This window comes from Paenibacillus aurantiacus (assembly GCF_042431225.1).
Taxonomy (GTDB): Bacteria; Bacillota; Bacilli; order Paenibacillales; family Paenibacillaceae; genus Paenibacillus_Z; species Paenibacillus_Z aurantiacus.
Window position 1 is genome coordinate 33,065 of the sequence record NZ_JBHMDO010000042.1, and the last position, 25,728, is coordinate 58,792.

The 25,728-nt window shown below is 59.6% G+C and carries 11 protein-coding genes and 1 riboswitch; of the genes, 5 read left to right on the plus strand and 6 right to left on the minus strand.

Annotation, left to right across the window (positions count from 1 at the left end):
- Nucleotides 1-141: 141 nt before the first annotated feature.
- Complete coding sequence (locus tag ACFFSY_RS25800; protein ID WP_377499578.1) at nucleotides 142-11,247, minus strand: fibronectin type III domain-containing protein; 11,106 nt, start codon at nucleotides 11,245-11,247, stop codon at nucleotides 142-144.
- A gap of 267 nt (nucleotides 11,248-11,514) precedes the next feature.
- On the opposite strand from ACFFSY_RS25800, the gene ACFFSY_RS25805 reads away from it, so the two are divergent.
- The 4 genes from ACFFSY_RS25805 (at nucleotide 11,515) to ACFFSY_RS25820 (ending at nucleotide 18,970) form a co-directional block, all read left to right on the plus strand.
- The gene (locus ACFFSY_RS25805) at nucleotides 11,515-12,897 is read left to right on the plus strand and encodes a cryptochrome/photolyase family protein (protein WP_377499580.1); all 1,383 of its coding nucleotides are present in this window, start codon (nucleotides 11,515-11,517) and stop codon (nucleotides 12,895-12,897) included.
- Between the two features lie 293 nt (nucleotides 12,898-13,190).
- Nucleotides 13,191-13,925: a suppressor of fused domain protein gene (locus tag ACFFSY_RS25810; RefSeq protein ID WP_377499582.1), complete on the plus strand. Its 735-nt coding sequence runs from the start codon at nucleotides 13,191-13,193 to the stop codon at nucleotides 13,923-13,925.
- 266 nt (nucleotides 13,926-14,191) lie between these two features.
- Nucleotides 14,192-15,373, plus strand: coding sequence for a serine hydrolase domain-containing protein (locus tag ACFFSY_RS25815; RefSeq protein ID WP_377499584.1), 1,182 nt, complete (start codon nucleotides 14,192-14,194; stop codon nucleotides 15,371-15,373).
- Between the two features lie 666 nt (nucleotides 15,374-16,039).
- Nucleotides 16,040-18,970 carry a hypothetical protein gene (locus ACFFSY_RS25820; RefSeq protein ID WP_377499586.1) on the plus strand — a complete coding sequence of 977 codons (2,931 nt, stop codon included), beginning with the start codon at nucleotides 16,040-16,042 and terminating at the stop codon, nucleotides 18,968-18,970.
- A gap of 64 nt (nucleotides 18,971-19,034) precedes the next feature.
- Here ACFFSY_RS25820 and ACFFSY_RS25825 read toward each other — a convergent pair whose 3' ends face one another.
- Together ACFFSY_RS25825 and ACFFSY_RS25830 are read right to left on the minus strand one after the other, a co-directional pair.
- On the minus strand, nucleotides 19,035-19,721 hold the full coding sequence (locus tag ACFFSY_RS25825; protein WP_377499588.1) for an MBL fold metallo-hydrolase: 687 nt from the start codon (nucleotides 19,719-19,721) through the stop codon (nucleotides 19,035-19,037).
- Nucleotides 19,722-19,799: 78 nt separating this feature from the next.
- Complete coding sequence (locus ACFFSY_RS25830; protein ID WP_377499590.1) at nucleotides 19,800-21,302, minus strand: diguanylate cyclase domain-containing protein; 1,503 nt, start codon at nucleotides 21,300-21,302, stop codon at nucleotides 19,800-19,802.
- 67 nt (nucleotides 21,303-21,369) lie between these two features.
- A riboswitch (cyclic di-GMP riboswitch) is annotated at nucleotides 21,370-21,454 on the minus strand.
- A gap of 319 nt (nucleotides 21,455-21,773) precedes the next feature.
- Between ACFFSY_RS25830 and ACFFSY_RS25835 the strand changes: the two genes are divergently transcribed.
- Complete coding sequence (locus ACFFSY_RS25835) at nucleotides 21,774-22,685, plus strand: helix-turn-helix domain-containing protein (protein WP_377499592.1); 912 nt, start codon at nucleotides 21,774-21,776, stop codon at nucleotides 22,683-22,685.
- Nucleotides 22,686-22,761: 76 nt separating this feature from the next.
- Here the strand turns inward: ACFFSY_RS25835 and ACFFSY_RS25840 are convergent, their stop codons facing one another.
- The 3 genes from ACFFSY_RS25840 to ACFFSY_RS25850 form a co-directional block, all read right to left on the minus strand.
- Complete coding sequence (locus ACFFSY_RS25840) at nucleotides 22,762-24,396, minus strand: DUF4091 domain-containing protein (RefSeq protein ID WP_377499791.1); 1,635 nt, start codon at nucleotides 24,394-24,396, stop codon at nucleotides 22,762-22,764.
- A gap of 327 nt (nucleotides 24,397-24,723) precedes the next feature.
- Nucleotides 24,724-25,122 (minus strand): hypothetical protein, encoded by a 399-nt coding sequence (locus tag ACFFSY_RS25845; RefSeq protein WP_377499594.1) that lies wholly within the window; start codon nucleotides 25,120-25,122, stop codon nucleotides 24,724-24,726.
- Between the two features lie 42 nt (nucleotides 25,123-25,164).
- Nucleotides 25,165-25,719 (minus strand): hypothetical protein, encoded by a 555-nt coding sequence (locus ACFFSY_RS25850; RefSeq protein WP_377499596.1) that lies wholly within the window; start codon nucleotides 25,717-25,719, stop codon nucleotides 25,165-25,167.
- Nucleotides 25,720-25,728 lie beyond the last annotated feature (9 nt).

Below are 25,728 nucleotides of genomic sequence, written 5' to 3' on the forward strand. Positions count from 1 at the left end.
CTCGATAGGGTTGTCCCGCGATCCATTGCTTCCTCTATATTACACGTCTTGGTCTCCATCTGGAATTGCAGCGTTTACCAATAGTTGCGACAAAAAAATCCCTCCGGACATTCAGTCCGAAGGGATCTTCATCGTGCGCGGCTAGCCGTTCACGAGCAGCGACTTGGATTCCATCGTCCGCAGCAGCATGACGGCCGCTTCGGCGCGGGAAGCAAGGCCGCCGCCGTTGAGGGCGTTCTGCGCGCCTTTCATCAAGCCGGTCTCCGCCGCATAGGCGACAGCCGTCCGTGCCCAACTAGGGATACGATCGCCATCCGCGAACCCGGCCAAGATCCGATCCGCCCGCCCTGCTGTCTGCGAGAGGTCGGCGCCGGTTGCGCGCGCGAACATGACCGCGAGTTCTTCGCGGGTAATCGAATCATTGGGCCTGAACTCGCCGCCGGCGCCTTCGATGATACCGAGCGCTTGCGCTTGGCGGACAGCGTCCGCATACCAGGCGTTCGCGTCGACATCGGAGAAGGTTGCAGCAGGATTCGCCGACAAGCGCCCCAAGGCATGCGCCAGCGTGACCATCATCTTGGCCGCTTCCGCGCGCGTGACTTGACGGTTCGGCTTAAATTCGCCCCCGCCGACGCCGTCCGTCATGCCGCGGCTCGCCAACACTTCGACATCCGCGCGGCTCCAATGTCCGTTCAGGTCGCTGAAACGAGGCTCGGCTGCCAGGACCGCGTAGGTACCCAGATTCGAGACGGTAACCGTTACGGTGCCGTTGTTCTTCCGAACAAGTCCGCCGATCAGCTTCCATTGTCCGTTCGGGAGCTGACCGTAAATGGCCAATTTCCGTGGATCAATACCGGCTGCCTGCTGCTTGTTGTACGAGAGCGTAATCTCGATCGGCTTGGAAGGCGCCGCCCCGGTCAGCTCGTAAGCCTCGGACGCTTGCTTCAGCACTGTTCCCGAGAGCGAGCCTACCGGCTTCTGCTTCGCGGCGATTGCCGACTCGGCGGAATAAGCGTAGGCCGGTACGCGAACGACGAGCTGCCCATCCAGCAGTTCATACGTTCCGCCGTTCGGTCCGGTCGAGATGGAGCCGGTTCCGGCATCCGGCTGTTGGCCATTGCCATTGCCGCCCGGTACGCCGCCGCCAGGAGTACCCCCTCCCGAGGTCCCGCCGCCACCGCCACCGCCAGATCCTCCGCCAGCGGACGTCGTTTGCTCCGTCACCTTCACGCCCGTCGAAGCATTGCCTTCGGAATCGACGGCGGTCAGCGTGATTTCATACTTCGTATTGCTCTTCAGGCCGGTAATCGCGTACGATTGCTTGCCTTTCTCCACCGTGGCCGAACCTTGCTGTTCCGCCGCGCCTTCCTCGCGCCATGTAATCCGAATATGCAGCAGATCGGCGAACGTTGGATCGGTCCACGTCAGCTTGAGTTTGTCGAGACCGGCTTCCGCTTTGACGTTCGTCGCTTCCGCAAGATTGCCTTGCGTCTGCGCCGTCGCCGTCACGCCATACGAGCCGTTATCCGCCTTGTCGAAGGCGGTCAGCGTGATTTCGTACGCCGTGCCGCTCTTCAAGCCGGCGATGGTGTGCGTCTGCATGCCTTTGGCAACCGTAACCGGTCCTTGGATCGCTTCCGTTCCTGCTTCGCGCCAGGTAATCTGTACGTTTGCCAGATCGGTCGCGGCCGGGTCGGTCCAGACCAGCGTAAGCGTATCGCGGCCCTGCGTCGTGCCGACGTTCGTCACGTCGAGCGGACCTACCGTGTCGGGAACGGTCTCCGCTGCGGCAAGCGTCGTCTTCATCATGACCGTCTCGGCCGTGTTGCCCGTCTCATCGACGGAACGGAAGGCGATCTCGTATTCCTTGCCCGTCTGGAGGCCGGACAGCCGCGCCCATTGCTGCCCTTTGGCAATTACGACGGTCTTGGCCGGCTCCTTGCTTCCTCTTGGCTTCCAAGCCAGCTCGATCTGTTTGAAGTCGATATCGGTCGGATCTTCCCATGCCAGCACGATCGCCCGTCGTTCCGCGAACGCCTCGGGATTCGTCACCGCCGCAGGTGCGGTCGTATCTACCGCTTCGACCGTCACCTGCTTCACGGTATCGACGCCGGAAGGGATATTGTTATAGCTCATCAGCGAACTGGAGGCCTTGATGGCATAGGTCGCGCCGGCCTGCATCATGGTCGACGGCGTGAACCGGATATGGCGAGCAACCTTCGCGCCTTGCCATTCGATCTCGTCGACCGCCGTGAACGTGCCTTCCACCAGTTTGCCTGCTTCGGTCCCCTCCGTTACGGCAACCCCGCCGGCTTCGACCGCATCCAGCCGCACGTGGCGGTCGAACATGAGGTCGATCGCGGAGCCGCCGGCTTTCGCATAAACGGTCGTTAGCGTGGAAGGCAAAACGGAGACAATCGGAATGTTAACATCGAAATGAGGCGGCGGTACCAGAAGCTCGTCGCTCTCCGCGGTCAGATAGCCTTCTTTCTCGTAGACGACCTTCCACAATCCTTGCGGCACATCCCAGCCATAGCGTCCCGCGGTATCGGTGATCTGCGGATTCACTTGGCCGAACCAATCGGCATCCCATACCGTCCATACTCCGGTCGTTGGATCCTTATGCATCACGGTCGCCTTCACGCCTTCTACGCGCTGCGCTTCCGTCACTTCGTACACATAGCCGCTCGGATCGTAAATCCAGACCGGATCGGCGACCTTCTCGGGATCATCGCGGTTATCGTCGCGGTCGTCGTTGTCGTCGTTGTCATCATTGTCGTCGTTATCATCGTCTTCCTCGTCATCGCGGCAGTCTTCGTCATTGGCCACGCGCGCCTTCAGATCGTCGACTTTCGCGCCGATATGCGCGTCCATCACTTTGCCGATGCCATTGGTCAGCATCCACAATCCGACCGTTCCCCACCCGAACGTAGCCGGGCCGGCGATCAGCGATCCGAGCATCATCGACCATTTGGCTGCCTCGTAAGCCATCGCCAGCTTGGCGATGTCGTTGGCTTCATCGGCGTACTGCTGCGCCACGCCGGGAGAACAATTGCCTCCGGCATCAAGCGCGATATCGCCGAGCTCCTTGAGCGAGTCGTTCACGCCCAGCCCGTCGAAGATCGAGTACGGCGTATCGATCGCCGTCCACACTTTGCCCGCGCCTTCCCACTTCATCGCGGATTGCACCGCGATTTTGATGGCAGCGCCAGCGCCGCTGAAAGCAGAGAACGAACGCTGCGCCTTCTCGTCCCCGGCCATGGCGGAAGACATTTTCGCAATCGCGCCCTCCACGCCAAGCGACGCAAACTCGGATTCCGGAATATACGCCGTCAAATTCACTTTCAACGTGTTGTTGCTCAGACTGTAGTTGAAATGCAGGCCGCGGACCGGTGAACCCGAGCTATCCGCTGGCGGCGGGGTGTAATTACCGATGCGCTCCAGCCGGTAATTCATGTCCATGCCGACCTTGCCGCCTTCAACCGGCACGGAACCCTTCATGGTGGCCGTATGGACCGTGTCGCTGGACGTATCCAGCTGAAGATCTTCCTTCACGAACGGCTTAAGCCCCGGAGGCAGCTGTTCCCGGTATTCGTCTTCCGATTCCGGCTGCGGCGGCACGGTGAACACGTCCTGCGCCTCGTAGTAGATCGAGATGCCGTCCGGATTAGTCGTTCTCACCGCGGCGGTGAACACGCCGTCTTCCCCGCGTTCCGCTGGCGCCGACGCGCTTCCGAAGAACACTTTCACGTTCGTGACCGCGTCCGGATTGTTGAAGGCGACTTTGACCACGATCGGCATGCTCGGCGCGTAGACATACGGGAATTTCGCCACGCCTTCGCTCGGATTGAACGTCACGACCCGTCCGTCCAACTGGCGCATCGTCACTTGCGTCATTTGCGGATAGGCCTTGCTTAAGCGAATCCGTTTCGTCTGGCTTGGCATTTTGACGCTGCCGTCATCCGATTCGGCGAATATGCGGTAGAACGCTTCCTCGCCGCGATCCGGCAAGTTCACCGGCAGCTTCCATGTGCCCGTCGCGGTTGCTTGCGTCTCGCCGAGCAGCAGCTCCCCTTCATACACCCGAACGACGCTGTCCGCTTTGGCGATGCCGCTAAGCTTCAAATCGCGGCGGCCGGTCACCTCCGGCGCATCCAGCGTTACGCTCTGCACCTCCGCGGTGACGCGGCCGAGGAATTCCTCCCGGTTCAAGCGGTTGGCCACGAAAAGCATTTGCGGCGTTAATACGACGGAGGCGGCATCCATGCGCTCGCCTATTTTCAGACGGAAGACGAGCACGCCCGTCGCGCCCTGAGCCAGCTGGCCCAACGAGAACTCCACGTAACCGTCCTTATCCGCGACGACCGCCGGCTGGCCGTTAAGCGCGCCGCTTCCCGCGACGTAGCCGACGCCTTGCGGCAGCGCAAAACGCATTTTGGTCTGATCCGTCACGCCATTGCCTTGGTTGCGGAACGTCGCGCGGACCTGGAACTCGCCGCCGAGCGGCACGCGCGCCGGCGTCAGCGTCAAGCCGTTGCCAGCCGGTCCGCCGAAGTAGGCGTTGGAAGGGAGGCTGATTTCGCCCAGATTCGTCGCGTTGCCGCGTCTGGACTCGAATGCCCGCTCGAAGATTCGTCCGCCAGCCTTGATTTGCGCGACATAGGAGCCTTCGCTCGGCAGCGCGAATTCGAAGGCTTGCGTTTTGATCGCGCTATCCAGCACGAGCTGCCGCTTGCCTTGCGCATCAAGCTTGAACACATTCATCGACGGCCAGCTATGGCCGGAATCCGGCGGTAATTTCTCCAGCAGCTTGCCTGTCAACCGCGTGCCCGAGTCTTCCATTCGAATCTCCACGGAAGCCTTCCGGTCATGGCCAACCACGGCCGTGCCGCATGCTTCCGGAAGCCCCGCCTCGATGCCGTTGGCGCATATCCGCACTTCTTCGCCCGGCGACGCCTTGACTATCATCGGATTGCCCGAAGACAACAGCGTGTGCGTCGGCACCGAGAAATGGAAATGCGCGATCGTGCGCCAATCGAGCTCGGTCGGACCGACCCAATCGCCGCCCAAATGCTTGGTGTACAAATTCACCTGCACGGCCGTCGGCTCGCCTTCACGGAATAGCAGGTCGACCTCTTCGGTCTTTCCGGCTTTGAGCTCCGCCGTCACGGGCAGCGTCCGTCCGGTCCTGACGATGGCGGCTTGAATGGTGGCGCTGCCCGCGTATACGGTCGCCGAATAATTGCCGCTAGCGTCGGTGTAAGCGGTATTCGTAAACTTCTCGCCTTCAATTTCTTGCACGATCGTAACCGTCGCTTGGGCGACCTTTCGGCCATCCTCGTAATGAACATTGCCCTTAACGGTCGATTTCGGTCTCTCCTCCATCTCGATAACCAGCTCGTTCGCGCCCGGCGACAGCCGGATGGAGGCTGATTGCTTGAAGTAACGCTGAGATGCGTCTCTTACTTCCACGGAGAGATTCTCATCCGACAGACGTCCCGTGAGGAGGCCGACTGTGCCTTGCATAGCCGTTTCGCCGGTTTGGACGACAGCTCCGTCTTCGTTCCACATCGTCATTTTCATCTTGGCGAGCGGATTGCCGTCCGGATCGATGACCCGGGTCAGCAGGCTGGACGTGAAGGCCGGCTCAAGCGTCTCTTCTTGCCGAACGCCCCAAGCGATGGTGTACCGTTTGTCGGCCAGCTTGGTGAACAGCTCCAATCCCGCTTCCGAGACGAGGCTGATCCGATAATCGCTTGCTTGCGGCAATCCGGCCAGCACGACTTCGTCCGCGCCGCTTAGCTTGATGCCGGCTCGCGCCTTCTGAACCGGACTATACACCGATAAATAGGCGCCTTTGAGCATGTCGCCGTGCGGCGTGTCGAGCTTCACCCGAAGCTCGCCGCCGATCTTGATCGAACCGACGAACGCTCCGCGGGACGCTTCTTCTCCGTCCTTGGCGAGCACGATTCGAAGGGCAACCAATTCCGACGCTCCTTCCGGCACGGCCAAGCCGCCTTCGTAGCTGCCTGGCGACCGCTGCGCGAGCTCGGCTTCCGCCGTCTTCGTCTCGTCGCCTTGCCGATAGGTGAGCACCGCCTTGGCTGCGGCGTCGGACGTGCCCGTCGCGCTCACGGAGATGCGTCCGCCGACCACGGCGTATTTGTTCAGAATAAGCGGCGTATGGTAGCTGACCGACTGGATCGTCAGCTCCGCGACCCGGACGATCCGGGTTTCGGAATACGGGCGCTTGACTCCCGCGCGGTCCACCGCGATGATCTGGTAGCTGTAGACGCCCATCGTGCCCGGCTGATCGATATAGCTGGTCTGGTCCGGTCCGAGCGTCGCCGCCGTCACCGGCATTTGATTGCTGCCCGTGCGGACGACTTCATAACCCGCGAAGTCTCCGCCCGCCCGCGAAGGCGCGGTCCACGTTAGCTTGACTTTGCCGCCTTCGAGCAGCTCGGCGGTCAACGCGGCCAGTTCGCCTTCGGTCGGCTGGTCATTGGTCTCCGTGACGAATAGATCGGCGCCGCTGAAGTCGCCGGTGACGAGATTCTCCGCCACCGAACGGAATGCGACGACTTTGCCGCCTTCGCTGACCGCCGCGTTATAGGAGGAGCCGCTGCCCTGCTCGCCGTTGTAAGCGCGGCTGACCAATTTGGCTTTGTTCTCCTGGAGGTCGTACAGGAACACGTCGGAATAACCATTCTTATCGTTTGCGACCACGTTCGGCAATTCCGAGCTGAACGCGACGTAGCGTCCGTCCGGACTGATTGCCGGCTGCTTGCTGTTGATGAAGTTCAGCTGTTCGTCCGGCTTCTCGGTAATCCGCCTGGTCGTCGGCGTTGCGCCGCTGCGGTCGTACACGTAGATATCGAACGCGCTGAATTCGTAGCCTTGGTAAGCGAACGCGATCCGTTTGCCATCCATGCTGACGGTCGGATGGCCGACCTCATTATAGTAGAACGGATTGTCGTTCTCGAAATGAGTCAGCGGCGTGAATGCTCCGGTCGTCGCATCGTAGGCGTAGACATCCTCCGACTCGTTCGTATCCGGCGCCAGGTTGGTCGCCTGCGTGCCGAAGACAATCGTCTTGCCGTCTCCGCTGACGTCCGGCTCGAACATCGAGCCGTTCGGCAGCTTGCCCTCGCGATTCAAGAGCAGCTTAAGCTTGCCTGCCGGGCTGCCGATATCGTAGATGTACAGCTGCTCCGTCCGGTCCGTCTCCACGTCGGACAGATTATCCGAGCGGGAGATAAAGACGATCGTCTTGCCGTCCGCGCTGATCGCCGGATTCTCGCTGTGACCGTTGCCGGGATCGCCCGCCCGGGACTCGCTGATCCGCTTGATCGCGACTTGACCAGGCTCGTCGAACTTCCCGTTGCCGTCCGCATCGCGGTCCATGACGAAAATTTGCGTGTCGCCCGAAGACACCGCGCCCATCAAATTGTGGGCATCGGATTGAAAGACGATGTAGCGTCCGTCGGCGCTAATATCCGGCTTCATGCTCTGGCCGTCGGCCGGCATGCCCAGCTCGTCGCGGCTGATCAGTTGTACGGTCCCGTACTCGTAATCGTATAGAAATACGTCCATTCCGCCGTTCGAATCGCCTTCCGCCAGCTTGGGCGAGGCGGATTCAAACACCGTGTAACGTCCGTCCCCGCTGATGCGAATGCCGCCGATGCCCGATATGTTGTCGCTGTCCGTATCGGAGTCCACGACGCGGGCGATGCGCGGTCCCGCGCCCATCGTGATCGAATCGGCCGAGTACACCCGCTTGTTCCCGTCTGCGTCATAGACGGCGAACGCGAACTGATACGCGGTGCCGTTCACGAGGTTCGTGATGAGCGCCTTTTGCTTACCCTTGGGCAGCATGCGCGTCGCGTTCGTCTTGTCGTCAGGCGCGCCAATTTTGCGCCAGAGCACTTGAATGAAAGTGAAATCCAGATCGGAGGGATCGGTCCAGCTTACGGCAACTTGCCCTGGCTGAACCGTAAATCTAGCGTCCACCGCACCGCTCGGCGCGTCCGTCTCCGCTTCAGCCAGCGTCGCAAGCGCCGTCGCGAGCGCCGCGTCCCCCCATTTATGGTCGACGCTGCCGGCCACGACTTTGAACGTGTAGCTCGCGCCTGGCTTCAAATTCATGACTAAGAAGGAAGGCTCCGTCGTTGAGCCGACAAGCTCGCCGTTGCTATAAATTCGGTATGCCGGCGGCGCGCCCGAACCCGACTTCGCCTGCGGCCATTGAAGAGCCGCATACGTGGCGCCGTATTGCGCAACCGCAAGCTCGGCGCCTTCTTCCCACGCCGGCACTTCATGATCCAGTTCGGCCGGGGACGACGCGTAATAAATCTCCGTATAGCCTTGGCCTTCCTCCTGCTCCGGCACAAGGTTCCAGGCCCGGGACTGGAAGACAAGGTGCTTGCCGTCGTCGCTTATGGCAGGGCGCTGCACGTCCGCGTTGGCGGAATCGCCCGCGACAGACTGACCCATCCAATAGGTCACGCCGCGCCGCATATCGCGAATGTAGACGCTACGGCCTTTAGCCGCCGGATCTAGACCATCGTCGGATTCGAAGGCGACGAACCGGCCGCTGCCGCTCAAGGAAGACAGCACGCTCTCGCCCCCGCTTGCCTGGCCGTCCACGGCGTAGTTCGCCAACTTCAGGCTGTGCGTCTTCCGATCGTAGACATAGACATCGTTCGTATAATCTTGATCTTCGTCGCTAATGTCGCCGGCGAACGATTCGAAGGCGACATAACGCCCGTCGTCGCTGATGGACGGGTTGCGGCTGCTGTGGCTGCCCGAGAATCCCTTCGGATTATGGCTGATGAGCTCATATTCGCCGAACAGGGTATCGTATACATATACGTCTTCATCGATGTTGATATCTTCCGGCAGCAAGCCGATTTGGTTAATGCTGAAGGTGACGTACCGTCCGTCAGGCGTGATATCCAGCTGGTTCGGGTTGAACAGATCGCGCAGTCGGTTTGTAAGCCGTGTCACGGCGTTCGTCGAGCGATCTTTCACGAATACGTCCCAGGTGTAGTTATAGTCGTTCGCCGTACCGTTATCCGAATAGGAAGCGAACGTAATAAAGCGTGCGCCATCGCTCATGGCGTAAGGACGAGCCGTATTGTAAATATAGCCTGCCGGCACGTTCTCGGCGACGCGCTCGATGTCGCCCGTCTTCAGATTCGCCAGATACAGATCTTCCGTCTTGCCCGCTTCCAGCCCCTTGACGAGGTTGGTCGCATGGGAAGTGAAGAGCGCATAGCTGCCGTCTCCGCTAATCAGCGGCGCATAGCTGCCGCCGTCCGATTGGCCGCCCGTCGAGGCTCGGCTGATCAGCCTGGTCGTCCCGGCGGCGCGGTCGCGAACGAAAATATCCGCCAACCCGTTGCCGTCGCCGGCGACAAGATTGCTCGCTTCCGACTCGAACGCGATTAGATTGCCGTCGTCGCTGACGGATGCGAACTCGCTGTCCCCGTCCGGGCTAGCTCCATCGATCGTCGCGGTAATGCGTTCCACAGGCGAGACCGCTTTCGTCTCGACCATGACGGTAAGCGGAACGCCGCGATTGCCCGAGCGGTCGACCGGCACAACCGTGAACGCGTAGGCCGTGCCCGGCTTCAATCCGCCGAACGTCTGACCAGGCAGGAAGTTCCCCGGCAATGGGACGCCGGTCTGGCTGACCTCGTAACGCACGCTCCCGCTCTCGTCCTGCGCGAGCGGCCAATCCAGGTTGACATTGGCGTAACCGATGCCGCTTGCAGTAAGCTGAGCATGATCCGGCCATGCCGGAGGCGTCTTGTCGTTCGGGTCCGGGAACGCCGTCTCGAGCGCGCGCTTCAGGCTCCATTTGCCGCTTAGCATACCGCCGGCGAGCGCTTCTGCCGCCGGCGTCTCGCTGTAAGCGCGGACGATGGCTGTCCCGGCCGCCGCCATGGCGGCGGCATATTCACTGCCATTATGCTCCGCGTATTCGCCTCCGATCGAAGCCGAGTACAATGCCTCTCCTGGCAGAAGCAGTGAAGCGCCAGTGTTGGCATTCGGCCTCCCTGACCGATCGTAGCCGCCGACAGCGATCACGTCAGGCAATGCCGCCGGATAGTACGATCCGATCTCCTCATCTTCCACGACGATCGGATTGCCATCGTTACCGGCAGGCGCAAGGATCGGAATGCCGGCTTGCTTGGCCGCTTCCGCCGCTTCAGACAGCTTGAACGGCAAGCCCGGATTGCGCTGTCCAAGGGAAATCAGAATAACGTCGACCTTCTCGCCGTCGCTGCCTTCCCACTGGACGGCCGCCCGAACGCCCGCCGCCAAACGATCCAACCGCTCTTCGCGGTCCTCGTCGCCTACCGCCACAGGGAGGATGCGAATCTGCGCCTGCGGCGCCGCAAGTTTAGCCAGCCCTGCCGCGAGCGCTGCTACGCTTGTTCCGTGTCCGGACTCGGAGGCATCGCCGGCATCGTCGCCTCCGCAGATGACTTCCCCTTCGCCCGTACAGGCGATACCCGGCAGCGCGGCGCCTTCGAGGAGCGGGTGGGACGTGTCGACGCCGGTATCGACGATCGCGAGGACTGCCGGTTTCGGCGTCTTCCCGGATGCCGTGAGTACGGCAGTCGCGGCTTCGGTCTCCATATGCACGAATGCCCATTGGTTCTTGAATTCCGTCAGCGAATCTGAATTATCGTCCGGAATTTCGCCATCTTCGCCGTCAATCGGCACTTTTTCGCCCGGCGCTTCCGTATCTTCGCCATCGGCATGCTCGTCAACGCTGCTATCATCGGAGGGCGGGTTGCCATTGTCGTTCGAACCGGAATTGCTTGAGCGGGAATCGGGTACATCATTGGAGTTGTCTTCGCTTGGGATTGGAGGATCGGATTCATTCGAATCGGATGTAGGTTGTTCATCTTGCGCGGGTTGCCCGGTCTCGCCGGATGATGAATCATCAGAGGGTTGTTCATGATCGATCGTTGCGATCTTGACGGTATTCGTTAAAGGTGTTTGAGAATCTGCGGTTAATGCATTGGGGGGTAAATCGGATGGATCAAAGGCATTGCGTTCAATCTGGGGGTTGTTCTGCAGAAATTGCTCGAAGAACTGCTGGATGGTCTGGGTCCCGCCGGCCGGGGATGCATGCGCAAACGGTGTTGTCAGTCCTAGGAGCAGGACGCCCGTCTGCACCATGGCGAATCGCCTGGTCCATCGTTTCCACTTATTCGGTTTTCGCTTCACGCTGTACGCTCCTTTGCACAATCAGATACGTGCCGTATCCACATGTTTGCGAGTATACCATTGGTTAATCTTCTCTGTCTATCCATAAATATCGAGTCAATGCTAAACTTTTAATAAAGAGAGGATTTAAAAAGTCGCCAATTGATCACGATGCAGCCCAAGGCGTAATTCGGCATCGAATCTTGCGTTCAGGCTTGAAGTCCGGCGCTCATTTAGGTTTTAAGAGAGGCGATTCCAAACTCTCACTTCAAGAAAGGAGGCGACCCTATGTATCTCTTCATGCACCGCAAAGATTTGCGCGGTTATGACCTGCGCGCCTTCGACGCGATCCGAAGACGGGGCGGCGAAGGCGTCCATCTGTTCGTCGTCGATCCTGCGCTCGCAAGTCTTGATCGTCTGGACAGCCACAGCGGACGAGCATTCCTGCGCGCGCTCGCCCGCCTTGTCGCCGATTACAGATCGGCCGACCGGAAGCTGCATCTGCTGTACGGAGATCCGGCAGAGATCGCCGAAGCGCTTCTGCTGGCGATGCCGATCGCGGGTCTGGTTGCACAGGCGGACTTCACGCCCTATGCGATGCGGCGCGACGCGCAGCTGCAAGCGATCTGCGAACGGCATGGCCGCGGGTATAAGACTTATGACGACGCGCCGCTGATCGACTTGGCGGAGTTCGGTGATTTTGCCAACCGGTCCGCGCCGTATAAAGTATTCACGCCTTTCTACCGCATGTGGCTCGGTTACATGCGTCATTGCTATGCCCCTTCCGGCACGGCGCGTCTTGCCGATCTGAGCACGATCCGCAAGCTGGACGACGGCATTGAGCGTCGGTACCGGCTGCCGGCGGAGATCGCCTCGCGCTTGGCGGCGGCCGCAAGAATGAATGCAGCCGCGGCAAGTCCGCTGGAGCAGTTGGCCGCCTTCGCTGAATCGGATATCGTCGATTACGCTGCACGGCGCGACGATTACGCCGTGGATGCCGGCAGCGGTCTTGCCCGCTGGCTGAACCAAGGCACGCTCTCGCCGCGTCTCGTCTACGAGACCGCGCATGGCCGCGACGGCGCGGAAGCTTGGATACGCCAGCTCGCTTGGCGGGATTTCTATCTCATGCAAGCCCGCCAAAATCCCGACTACTTCGCTTACGAGCACCGCTTGGATCTGAGCGGGCTGTCAGATGCGTATTTCGATGCCTGGGCCGAGGGCCGAACCGGCATCCCCGTCATCGACGCGGCGATGACGCAGCTGCGCGAGACGGGCGAACTGCCTAATCGGCTGCGCATGATCACGGCCATGTTCCTGACGAAGAACTTGCGCTGCCCGTTCCCCAAGGGCGAAGCGTACTTCCGTCACATGCTCGCCGATTACGACAATACGCTCAACCGCGGCGGCTGGCTGTGGAGCTCCTCGCTTGGCTACGATGCCGCGCCATACTTCCGGATCATGAACCCGGTCACGCAATCGATGACGCACAATCCGTCCGGCAGTTACATTCGCCGGTGGCTGCCCCATCTCGCTCATCTTTCGGACAAGGAGATTCACCAGCCGACGCCGGAGGCGATCGTCGATCTGAAGCGCTCGCGGGCGCTCGCCATCGAAGCGTACCGCGACATTCTCCGCACGCCCGGCGGACAGGCCGTGCCCGAAGAAGAATGACCCCCCTCTGCCTACGAACGCCAAGAAGCCGCTCCCTTTGTCTGCTAGACACGGGGAACGGCTATTGGCTTATCCGCTCAACTAATCGGCCATAATCGTCTCGAAGCCGAACACCGCAATGCCCGCATCCACCGCGAACACATGTCTCCTCTTTCCAGCTCCGCGACTAGACCCCACATCAACACAATTCGCCATCATTTTACCAAAAATGACATTATCCCGTTCACAAATCGACTGTCTCATCGTACAGTTAGAAGGACACGCCCAATTCGTCCAATTTTAAGGAGGCTGCCATGAGCAACCAAGAGACATCCCCATCCGGCATTCCCGTCTACCGCCACGAAGCGAAAGATCGTGAAATCGAATTCGCCACCGGAGACGATCAAGCGATTGCACGCATAACCGCCCATGTCGAGCAGCACATCGGCCCGGTCGCGAACGTGTTCCACGAGCTCGTCTCGGACTTGGTTCACCTCGATATTTTGTTCGTGCCGCCGACGCCGCAGCGCAATTACCACACCCTTGTGACCTGCGGCATGAGCAGTCGGCCGATGACCGTGCCCGAAGGCGCCGAGAACTTCCGCTACGCGGAGCTCATGCTCTGTCTGCCCCCTTCGTGGCCAATGTCGGAAGAAGCATTCCGGAACGAAGAGAATTACTGGCCGATCCGCATGCTGAAGACGCTCGCCCGCCTTCCCCACGAATATGGCACCTGGCTCTACCATGCGCACACGATACCGAACGGCGACCCGGCCGCGCCGTATGCCCGCAATACGAAGCTGGCCGGCATGCTTGTCGAGCTGCCGACCACCGTGGAGGATCCGCACGCGTTCTTCGCCTTGAACATGGAGCCAGACAAGGACGTTCATTTCTTCACGCTTGTCCCCCTCTACGCGGAAGAGATGAATCTCAAGCTGGCGCAAGGCACGGAAGCGCTGCTCGAGAAGCTCGCCCAAGCCGGGGTGAACGAAATCGTGCAGCTGAACCGGAAGAACGTCGCCAAGAAGAAGCTGTTCGGACTCTTTTAGGTCCCTCCTTCAACACCGCATGTAAATTGCCGTATAACGATAATGAGCCGTTTCTCCTCGTGGAGAAACGGCTTTTTGCGCAGCTTAACCTTGCCCTCACTCCGCTTCCAGCCGGATGCTGAACCCGGCCTCGGTCGGGGAGCAAGTCGCGCCTTCCGCAGGAGTTCCTTTCGCGCCGACGCTGGTAATCTATGGATAGATAACGAAAGCCGGCCAAACGGCGAAAGGTGGAGAGGAAGTTGAAGGAGAAACGGAGGAAGGGACGCATGTGGAAAATCATCGGCCTTTTGTTAGGCGCGGTGGTGCTGACGCTCGGCGTATTCGTTTTCGTACAGGTCGATTTCACGAGCCCGAAGGATCTGGACCGGTTCGTCGAGGCCAAAATGAACAAATCCGGCATGACCGGCGTATCCATAGCCCTCATTGAAGACAACAAGCTCGAACGCGTCATCAACTACGGAGAGGCCGATGCGGAGAAGGACAAACCGGTGACGGACGAGACGATGTTCCAGATCGCCTCCGTGTCCAAAACCGTGACGGCGACGGCCGTCATGCAGCTCGCGGAGCAAGGGCGCATCGGACTGGATGATGATATTAACAAGTACCTGCCATTCCACGTTGCGCACCCGAAGTTCCCGGATACGCCGATCACGTTTCGCATGCTGCTCGCCCACACCTCCGGCATCGACAATAATTGGGACGTCTACGAGAGCCTGTACACGCTCCATGAAGGCGGCGGCGATTCTCCTCTCTCGCTGGAGACGTTCCTAAGCGGGTTTCTCGTACCCGGCGGCAAATGGTACGACGAGGAGAAGAATTACACGAAGGATCGGCCCGGCACGACATTCGCCTACAGCAATATCGGCTACGGTCTGCTCGGCTATCTGGTCGAAGAAGTGTCCGGCATGCCGTTCCCGGCATATACGCAGCAATATATTTTCGAGCCGCTCGGCATGACGAGCACGAAGTGGCTTCATGCGGATGTAACGGACCGATCCCGGCTCGCGATCCCTTACACAGCGAAGAACAAACCGATCGTCCCGCATTCGTTCCCGACTTACCCCGACGGCGCGCTGAAGACGACGACCACTGATTTCGCCAAGTTTTATCTGGCCATCATGAACGGCGGGCGCGGCGGGCGCGGCGACCACGGCAGCATCCTGACCCCATCGTCGATCGCGGAGATGTTCAAACCGCAGGCGGACGAAGGCAACCAGGCGCTCGGCTGGTCCTACGACGTGCTGAATTCGATCTACCTGGGCGGCGCCGCCCAGGGCAAGACGCTCGGGCACAACGGGTCCGACCCTGGCGTGCTGGCGATAACGGCATTTAATCCGGACGCCAAATCAGGCGTCATCGTCTTCTTCAATCAGGAGCTGGACCTGAATTTACGGGCGCTCAATCTTCATGCGATGATAAAACGGCTGGTTGAGGAAGTAGGAATGTAATGTCCCTCCCCCTTCCCCCTCCGCTGAGTAGGCTCCAAGGGCCGAGCGAATGCTTCCGAAGCGAGTTTTCCACCGGAAAACTTTCACCTCTGGACACCCGGTTTCGTGCTGGCACGTAGGGTTGTGGTCGGCGGGTATTTTCGAGCTGCGCACGCTTTTGTCCTGGTGGACAAAGCTTACGTTAGTTCAGGCATGTAGGCGATATTCAGTTATACGTGATAGGCGTTCCCGATCCCTGCTAATCCAGTTGGTCATTCCGTCGGGCGAGGAGTTGGATTACGCGCAAATCGGCTATGCGGAGACCGATTTTTGGGAGAAGCAAATCCGGAAGGCGAAGAAACGCAGCGTTCGGCCATGAGTCGGAATGCCGCGTTTTTTCGTCCGTTCATCGATGGTGCCGAAGGTCCGGCGATCGCGATAGCGTAAGCCATTCTCAGCGCGCCATCACGCTGGATACCGCGTTAAGCTCTCCCATTATCCACGCTTCGGCCATGGCGGAGAAGTACCATTTTCGGGTGGTACCGACCAAAGGACCCAGCGCCTATTTTTGGGTATTTTCGCCTATCAACAAATGCGCCGCCCCGCTTATATAATCGTTCCTGTCGGGCAACGAGCCAACGCCAGAACGACTCCCCTAACTCCCCGCCCAAATAATCCATATTGGAGATGATCCCCATCGAAATCATCATCGGTCAATCCCCTATAGACTTGAACGAGCTGAAGCAGAACGTATTCATGACGCAAATACCGGCCGACGGCATCCTGGCTCCCGGCCAACCGCTCATCTACAGATTTTGCAAACCCGCCTTCCCCGTTCTTCCCCGCTCCGGACATGCCGGCGAATATTACTTCGGCGACAAATACGAATTTCCATACGAGCTGGAAATTCTGATCGGCGTCAAGAAAGGCACGGCGGATTTGATCCGGGGCAAAGACTACACCCTTACGGAAGAACGGAAGGCCGACTATACGGAAATCACGATCACCCCGCTCCTCAAAGTCGAGCAGCAATCGGATCTGACGATCCAAGCGACGGCGCAGATCGTGCTCAACGGATACGCGGTGACGCGCAGCTTCCCAGCCGATGCCGTCACGCTACTGCCGACCGCCTCCGATACCGTCTTCTCCTCCTTCCAAGCCGAATCGACCTCCACCAGCCTGCTCCGCAGCGGCGATTACCTCCATGCGAGCTTGTCCACCATCCTCCAATCGCTGCCGGAAGGCGCCTCGACCGATTCGTTCCCGATCAAGACGACGATGCCCGTTGGCGGCAAGCCGACGCTCGTCACCATCCATGCCATCCAGTGGGAAGCTTATAAAATACCTGTCGCCGCGGAAGGCATCGCCGCCGCTGCAGGCAGTCCGATCAAACTAAAAGAAGGCAAGGACTTCCAATCGCCAGACGGCTTGGACAAAATCAACGCCCGGTTTCTCTTCACCCCGCAGGCCGAGGATTACAAAGCGTATGCGACCGCAAAGGTGCTGACCGAAGTCAACGGTATCACCCTGACCCTATCGCTTACGACGCCCGCCACGGTCATCCAATCGGTCGGCTCCGCGCTCGCTGAAGTCATCGGCGGCTTCGATCTCATACCGGATTCGTTCCATACGCTGAAGCCCGGCCAACCGTTCGAGCTGAAAATCGTCCATAAGCTGCTCGATCTCGCGAAGCCGTTCGGCGAGCTGCTCGTCGGCGTGCTGCCGCTGCCATGGAAAATCGAAGGCATCGCCTGGGAATTGTCCCGCCTTACCCCAAGCGCCGTCGCAGCCCCCGTACCGCTTGCGCTCGGCAAAGATTTCTTCTTGCAGGATACCGGCGGCGCGTTCGAGCAGCAGCTGACGATCTTGCCGACGCTAGTCGATACGGACGCGCAAGCGCTCCCGCAGACGTACGAGCTGAAAGGCACCGTCTCCTATCTGATCAACGGAACGCTGCAGGCATCCAACCCGATCAAGCTGCTCATCAAGCAGCTGCCGCTCGTGAAAGATCATCTCCGCAAGCTGTTCCAAGTGAAAGCAAACAAGCTCGGTTCCGTGCGTCAAGGCGAGCCCGTACTGCTGAAGCTGACCACGCCGTTCGAGGGATTGCTCGGCGGCGCCGGCGCGGCAAGCTCGGCTAACGCGAGCGCGCTGCCGGACCTGCAGTGGTTCCCGGTGACAGGCGATCTGCCGATCGGTGGACTGACGCTTCCGTTCGAGATTCGCGAGGTCGCTTGGCAGGTGCTTGACGAGCATGATAACCCGCTGACCGAGGGCGAACATTTCCGCTCGGCGGAAGGGCTCGGCCAGCTGCAGACTTCCCTCGTCTTCCTGCCGCCGACCGTATGGGAAGGCAATGGCGCGGACGTCGCGCGGAAAGTACAGGCGTCGGTCACAGCGGCTATTAACGGCATTCCGATGACGCTCGAAGGCCTCAATTTGAACTTCCTGCTGAAGCCGCTCAACCTGCTGCCGTTCAAGGATAAAATTCTCGCCGGCATCATGAACACGCTGCAGGTGACCCGCAGCGCCGACACGCTCGAGCCTGGCACGCCGCTAATCGCCGAGCTGACATCGAGCTTGGCGAAGACGGGATCGCTCGGCGGGTTCGCCGCCCAAGCGGCCGGTCTCGCGGAAGATAACAGCAAGCTCTTCGCCGGCACGCTGCCGTTCATCGACGAGCTCATTCCGTTCGAGCTGCCGGTCGGCTTCTCGGTGAAGCTGGACTGGAAGCTGTACAAGAAACTCGTGAACGGCCAATTCCAAGCGCTCGGCGGAAGCGAGTTCCATATCCGCGGCGCGAACTTGTCGGATAGCTTGAATCCGTGGAAGGAATCCCGTCTCGACCTGCTGCTCACGCCGCAGATCAAGGGCTTCCACCAGCTGGCCGAGATCGATGTGCGCTATCTCGAGGCGGCGCTCGAGATTCAGATCGCGAACCTTGAGCCGATCGCGCTCACGCTGCCCAAAATCCCGATCGCCCAAGTGCCGATCGCGGTGCCTGAGCTGCTGCTTGCCGGCGAGCACCGTCTGAACGATCTCCAGCAGGAGGGCGACCGGCTCATTATTTTGCCGGAATCGACGACGGGCGGACTTCTCAGCTGGGATCTGCTCAAGCCCGTGCTCGAGAAGGTGACGACGCAGCTGAACGTCGTCTACAATCTGCTGGACGGCGTCCTCGACAAGGCCGAGTTCCTCGCCTCCCTGCTCGGTCTGAAAGACGCGCTCGAGATCGTCCTGCAGCCGATCGGCGCGAATACGATGTGGGTCGCGATCGCGCAGGGCGACGCGATTCCGAATCTGGAGGTACTGCCGAAGATCGACCACGAGCTGACCGACGACGACGAGTGGGACGACGAGATTTCCGGCTTCGTCGCCATCCTGCCGTCCAACCGCAAAATCACGGTATTCGAGGACGCCAACTACAAAGGCAAATCAATGGATATCGTGCCGTCGCTTGCCCGGACGCCGGAAGGCCATCCGTACGGCAACATCGTCTCCGTCCTGATTAATCTGAATGTCGACGAGGGCAAGCTCGCGCCGGTCCCGGCCGGCACGCTCGTTCGTCAAGTCGGCAACGATGCCATCGATTCGCTGCGTTTCTTGAATATTAGTTAATCCGCAAGATAAAAGCGGCCTCTCCCGGGTAATGGACGGGATGAGGCCGCTTTGCGCGTAACGATTAATTCACGACGTTCGTCGTCTCGACCAGCTCACGCAGCCGCTCGCGGATGCCGCCGGTCACGACGCCGCCGTGATAGGCGATGACCATCTCGATGTCCAGCTCGGTCAGCTTGGCGATACTCGCCAGCGCCGTGCCCGGATCGATCGTATGGCGCGGGTCGAAGGCATGCAGCACGCCGTCTGCCGCGGTCAGGGCGTCCCCGGCGATCAGCGTCTTGCTCGGCAGATGATACAGCGAGATGTGGTCGGGAGTATGGCCTGGCGTGTGCACGACCTGAAGGCCGCCTGCCACAGGCAGCACGTCTCCGTCCCGGAGCGCGCGGTCAACTTGGACCGGCACGGCGAGCATCTTGCTCTTGATCAGCGGAATATCGCCTGCCAAGTATGGCACGGCGATCTCGTGCGCCCATACTTGAACGGCACCTTCCGTCGCCTCGACAAGCTCCGGCAATCCGCCAATGTGGTCGCGGTCCTGATGGGTAATGATGATGGTCGACAGCTTCTCCAGCGGCACCGATGCCTCCTCCATCACCGAGCGGATCAGCTCGAGCTGGCCCGGGAACCCCGTGTCGACGAGAATCACGCCCTGCTCGTCCGCCAGCAAAGCGGTATGGACGACGAACGGATTGCCGTTCACGGTCATTTCGAATCGGATCGCTTGAAGCCCTTTGTCCGTTATTGCCATGTCCTCACTCCCTATTCTGGTTCCTATGGAGCCCGGTAGCGCTGCATCGGGTCTTACTTGCATCATGCCCGCTCCAGCTCACGGTGTCAACCGCCGCGATAGGTCGGGAGCAAAAACCGCCCGGCACCCACCGTCGCGCTTCGCCATGTACATCGCGGCATCCGCCAGCTGGATTAGCTCGGCCGGCAGCGCCGCATGGTCGGGATAGACAGCCACGCCGATGCTGGATGTGACGCTCAGCTCCAGCTCTTCGACACGGTACGGCTCTGACAAACGAGCTGCGATCGCAGCCGCCAGCTGACTTGCATGCTCACGCGTCGCCTTCTCCATCACGAGAGCGAATTCGTCTCCGCCCAGCCTCGCGAATGTGACGTTCTCCGCCCGCAGCTCCCGAAGCCGGTCCGCCACCGCCTGCAGCAGCAGGTCGCCCGCCCGGTGACCGTGGTGGTCGTTCACCGGCTTGAACCGGTCCAGGTCGAAGTAGCACACCGCAACTTGCTCTCCCGATCGAGCAGCCTCGTCGATCGACGCCTCCAGCTTCTCCAGGAACGATTTACGATTGAGCAGCCCGGTCAAGCCGTCATGACGCGCCACGAATTCGGTCATCTCGAGCGTTGACCTCAGCCGGTCATGCAGCCGCTCCCGCTCTGCCAAGAACAGCACCTGCCTGGAGATAATGAGCACGACGATGAGCAGCAGCGCGTACTGAATGAACGGATTAATTCGGTCGATAAGAATAATGAACGTTACGATCAACAGGCCCAAGTAAGGCACGCCGAACTTCACCATCTGAATAACTCGGTGCTGCTGCTGCGGGTCGTTCGACAACTTCGTCCCGCTATCCGCCTCATGAAGTCCGGCGAGCGCCAGCGCAAAGGCGCCCGTGCTCCAGCACGCATCCAAATAACCGCCGATATCCATTTCCCGGATATCCACGAATAACCAGTAAGCCGTATCGCCGGCGATATAGAGCAGGAAAGCAATAGCAACATGCAGCCTGGCTGCCCGGCTATATTGGCGATCGTTGTTCAGCGCCCAGATGAACAGAATAAACAGCATCAGCGCATCGGAAATCGGGTACAGCATGTTGACCGCGACCGACAGGTCGATCCCCTCGGTCCATGCGTCGGCATACGCCGGATGGATGACGAATTCCCAGCTGACCACCAGCAGGCTGACCAGAAGCGAAAGCGAGTCGGTGGCGAGTCGGAACCGTTCCTTGCCGCCAAGCACCAATTGCGCCATCGCTACCACGAGCAGTCCGGACTGCATCAGCCATAGCACGTCAGCGAGGCTTAACTCCGGCGTAGGCGTCTGCCAGATCCAGTCGCTGGCCGCCCATACGGATTGGGCGAGCATTTCGAGCGCCAGCGTATAGACGATCAGCCGCCAGAATCGGCGTTTCACGCCATGCAGCCGTTTCAGATTAGGGACTAGTACGCCGATAGCAAGCGCCGGAGCAACGATATTCGCGACGAGCAGCAGATCGCTATACCCGCCCGCACGGATCAATTCGAGGAACTGCAGAGATAGAAAAACAATAAAAAGAAAAAGAGCGTAGGGCCGCGATCGCGCATTCATAGTTGTTCCCCCGTGCATACTGGTAGTAAAAGGGCAAAAGGCATCCGCTTATCCGCGAATGCCTTAGGCAAGCGGTCTGGCAGCCGTGGCGCGTACGCGGTAGGCCCATGACTTTGCGTCCTTACCTTTCAGTAAGTTTGCCAAATGTATCATCGTAAAAAATCCTCATTCGCGGACACACAGTCGCCCGCCTAGATCGGTAATATGCCATGTTATCGTAATCTAGTTATACTTCGATTCGCGATAATTTTCCATGACCAATACTTGCAAGAACAGGATGCATGAAGGCATTCATGGCAGGGAATTGTCGATTTAGGCATAACAAGGTGCAAAAACCGCACCCATTCTTCATCCAACAAGCGAATCAAACGGCGAATTCCAACCAAGCGGCATGCGTTTCGCCCGTCCATGCCACCTCGCGCTGTGGTACACTTAGAACCAAATGCTGCCCTGCCGGAGGGGATGAATGCGATGGATTTTAGCGGGCGCGAGCTGTCGGAAACCTTGACGATTCGCAAATTGATTTCCTTTCATTATTTCGAATATGCCAAAGGGTTCACGTTCGACGGAGAGGCGCACGATTTCTGGGAGCTGTTGTACGTCGATAAAGGCGAGGTCGAGGTGCGCGCCGGCGAGCAGACGCATACGCTGCAGGCGGGTACGGTCATTTTCCATCAGCCGGGCGAATTCCACGCGGTTCGCGTCGGGGCCGCGCACAAACCGCCGAACCTGATCGTCATCGCCTGGGCTTGCGACTCTCCCCCCTTGCATGGCTTGGCGAACAAAATCATTCCGCTTGGCAATGCAGAGCGCAATTTGCTGTCGCTCCTGCTGCAGGAAGGGTTCCAGACGTACAATCCGCCGTTCGACGATCCGTACGCGCATGGCTTGTCGCTGAGGGAAGATGGGCCGTTCGCGGGCGAGCAGACGCTGAAGATGTATTTGAACCTGCTGCTCATCCAGCTTATCCGAAGCGAGCTGCGTGCCGGGGAAGCCGCCGCGGACAGACGCAAGCTCACATCCGCCCAACAAGAGAAAGCCGAACAACAAGTTGTCCGGCTAGCTATCGCGTATATGAAGGCGAATCTGACGGAAACGCTGACGCTGGACGATTTGTGCCGGGAAGTCCGACTCGGCAAGAGCCAGCTGAAACGGATCTTCCGTGCGCATATGTCGCAAGGCGCGCTCGACTGCTTCAAGCGGCTGAAGATCGAGGAGGCGAAGACGCTCATTCGCGAGCAGCTGTACAATTTTTCGGAGATTGCCGCCCGGCTTGGTTACGCGAGCTTGCATTATTTCTCCCGGGACTTCAAGCGCGTCGTCGGCATGTCGCCCACCGAATACGCCAAGTCCACGCAGGCCCGCATTGAGATTCGGCGGTGACCACATGCTGCCGTAACCATAGGTTACGTCAAACCAAGTTGTCGATGACCACATGCTGTCGTAACCATAGGTTACGTCAAACCAAGTTGTCGATTCTCCTATTAATTTTCTCTCTCACCTCGAGCAGCCATTCGGCGGAACGCGGGTATTCGCTGAACGTTATCGGCTGCTCCAGTCCTTCTTCAAGCAGCGCCACGACGGCCTCCTTCCCGATGCGCGACTCCAGCAGCTCCAGCGCCCTCAAATCCTGCAGCGCCTCGGTGAACACTTCCAGCCGGATCGATTCGATCGGTCCACTCTCGCCCGGATAGACGAGGAATGCATCGCCGGACGGGAAGCTCGCGTCGGCGTCCGTCACCCGGAACGGATCGATCGCCTTGCGCGAGTACTGCGAATACCAGAAGTTGAAGCCCCAATGCAGGAAGCCCTGCAGCCCGAATTTGTACAGCTGCAGTCCGATTACCCGGTTGCGGCTGGATGGCATGTGGAAGAACCGATTCGATACCTGCTGCCGTTGAGAGACGCAATAGTAGGTCCAGCGCGGCTCCACGTTATGCGCGAGGAACGGTTCGATATGGTCATTCGCCGGCACCGGGATGCCGACCAGCCCCAGCTCGTAGAAGGCGTAGTCCGACAGCGCGTCGATGATCGGGAATTCGCTCAGATGCTCGCGCAGCATCGCGCTAACCGTCCGATATTGCTCCAGATGCTCCCGCGACGGCTCGTCGGAGACGTGAAAATAACTGCGATCCCCAATTCCGTTCGTCTTAATGAACGCAACCAACTCAGGCAAGAACTGGCCCAGGAATTCACGATACGCATCGCCTGCCGCATCCGTCTCCCAGCCGAAAATCCGCCGCTGCTCCCCGTCCACGGTCGCCACGATCTTCGGCGCGTGTTTCGCCCCCCACTGCGTGAATAGATGAGAGAACTCGAAGTATTCGATCCCCTTCGCAAGACCAAGCTCCACCCACCGCTTCAAGCGGTCGAATCCGAAGGAATACCGCCCGTCCGCAACCGTCACGTCGACGAGCTGCACCGTTGGCCGTTCCCCGCCGACCGCCGTGTCCAGCGGCGGCGTGAAGAGCGGCGTCAGCAGCATATTGATGCCATGCGCGGCCGCAGTCCCGATGAACTGATCCAGCCGCAGCCAATGCTCTTCGCCGAATACCTCGCAGGCGTAGTGCGTGGCAATACAATCCGCATGGAACCATTCTGTATGGATTAAGCGCTGCTTCGGGAGCAGCTGTGGGATGACGGTCAGCGCGAACGTCTCCTCGCCCAACGTCTCCCCCGTCTCCTTCTCGAATACGATGCGGATTGGATAGTCCCCTCCGGCCGCCGACTCGGGGATCTCCACTGTCACCCACACCGCCCGCCACTGTCCAGGCAGCGCCAGCGGCGGCTGCGTATCCAGCGGGTACAGCGGATCGGGATACAACCCCGGCGTCTTACGTAAGCTGTCCGCGTCGGCATCTTCGAAGCACGGCAGCTCGGAAGGCGCCAAGCCGACGGTGCGGATTGCGACGGCGCCGGCCAGCGGCGATTCTGCCCGGACGGTCAGCGGCTTGATCATGTGAGTTGACCGGTACGCCACCTGGAAGGCGAAGGTTTCGCCCTGCAAGGCAGATGACTGGTTGAAGGGCTTCTCCCGTGGTTCTTCATCGACGAATACTTTCGCCAGGGAGCTTAAGAGTCTCGTTTCAAACATTTCGTTCACTTCGGTTCTTCCCCCTTCTCGATTCCGTGAGGCTTCGCTCGTTGTCGTCGCCTCTCCCTGCCCCTATTGTAGCGGCACCCGGCATGCGCGAATTTAGCAGAAAAGCCGCTTGGTTTGTACGATCGGAAGCAGTTAGGCTGGCGTAAAGGAAACCGCGGACGGCAGAGTGCCGCCGAGGGCGCGAGTCTGCACGCCGGTCAACCGATGTCGGCAATAGCTGCCCACACAAAAATCAGCCCCCGGTACCGTAGTTCGACGGTTCGAAGGCTGCTTAATCGCATATCCAGTATCGTTCCGACCACGCCCGACGAGATGAACTCAAGGAGCTGCGTCGGCCGGCATTTGACATAGAACGTAGCGTCCCGTCCACTGCCGCGTGGTGGCGATGACCTTGCGGTTATCCCGCTCGAAGAATAGGCCGGCACCCTCCTGATCCTTGAACGTCCAGCCCCGATCCGCGAACCATCGCTTAACTTTCGCGCTCGCGTCTCTCGTCTCCGTCAAGTACCAGTCGAAGCGTGCGTCCTCTGCCACCTTCACAAGCGCCCCCGATGGCGCCTGCCGGATGATCGCGAGCGCCTCCTTGCGGCTGACCGAATCGAAGGGGAGGGGCGGGTAATAGCTTTTGCTCCAGAAAATCACTCCCGCGATTGCACTCAGGCAAAGAGTAAGCAGGCCGCAAATATACACGAGACGACGTGCTAAAAGGTTCTTCATTCTTGTCCCCCCGGAGGTGGCAAGCTTCCATAAGCGCCGATGCTAGTTGGGCGGATTAAGAAGGCTGCCGGCTTCGTCGTAGTATTTGTAATCGAAACGGTAGGAATCTCCCTCGGTCTTCGGCAGCTCCAGCCAAGTAGCCTTTTTCTGCCCGACCGGGAATGTCTGCTCGATCGTCTCGTCATTGACGGACAGCTCCAGCTTGGCGACTTCGCTTCGTTCGTTGGATACGAACAGAAACTGCGGAGGGCTGCCGGCTTGTTTGTTCGGATGTATAAGAAAATCCGCAAAATCGTACGCTGCGGGTCCTTCGGAATCGATCATGCCATAATTTCCTTTGTTATTTCGCCTAAAATGAATATACGCCGGCTCGTTATTCGCCAAAAAAGCGACATACCGGTCATCCCCCATATCCCGGGTCTCCAACAGCTCGACCTCGGCATTACGATGGCTATCTATCGATTGAATGGCCTTGATCACCGATTCGTTGTCATTGCCGTAGAGCTGCTTATCCTTGCCCGACGTATAGATGATCAGGATCGCCAGCAGCACGACGGCAGCAAGGATGAATCCATTCGCTTTATACTTTCGGTTCATCATACGCCT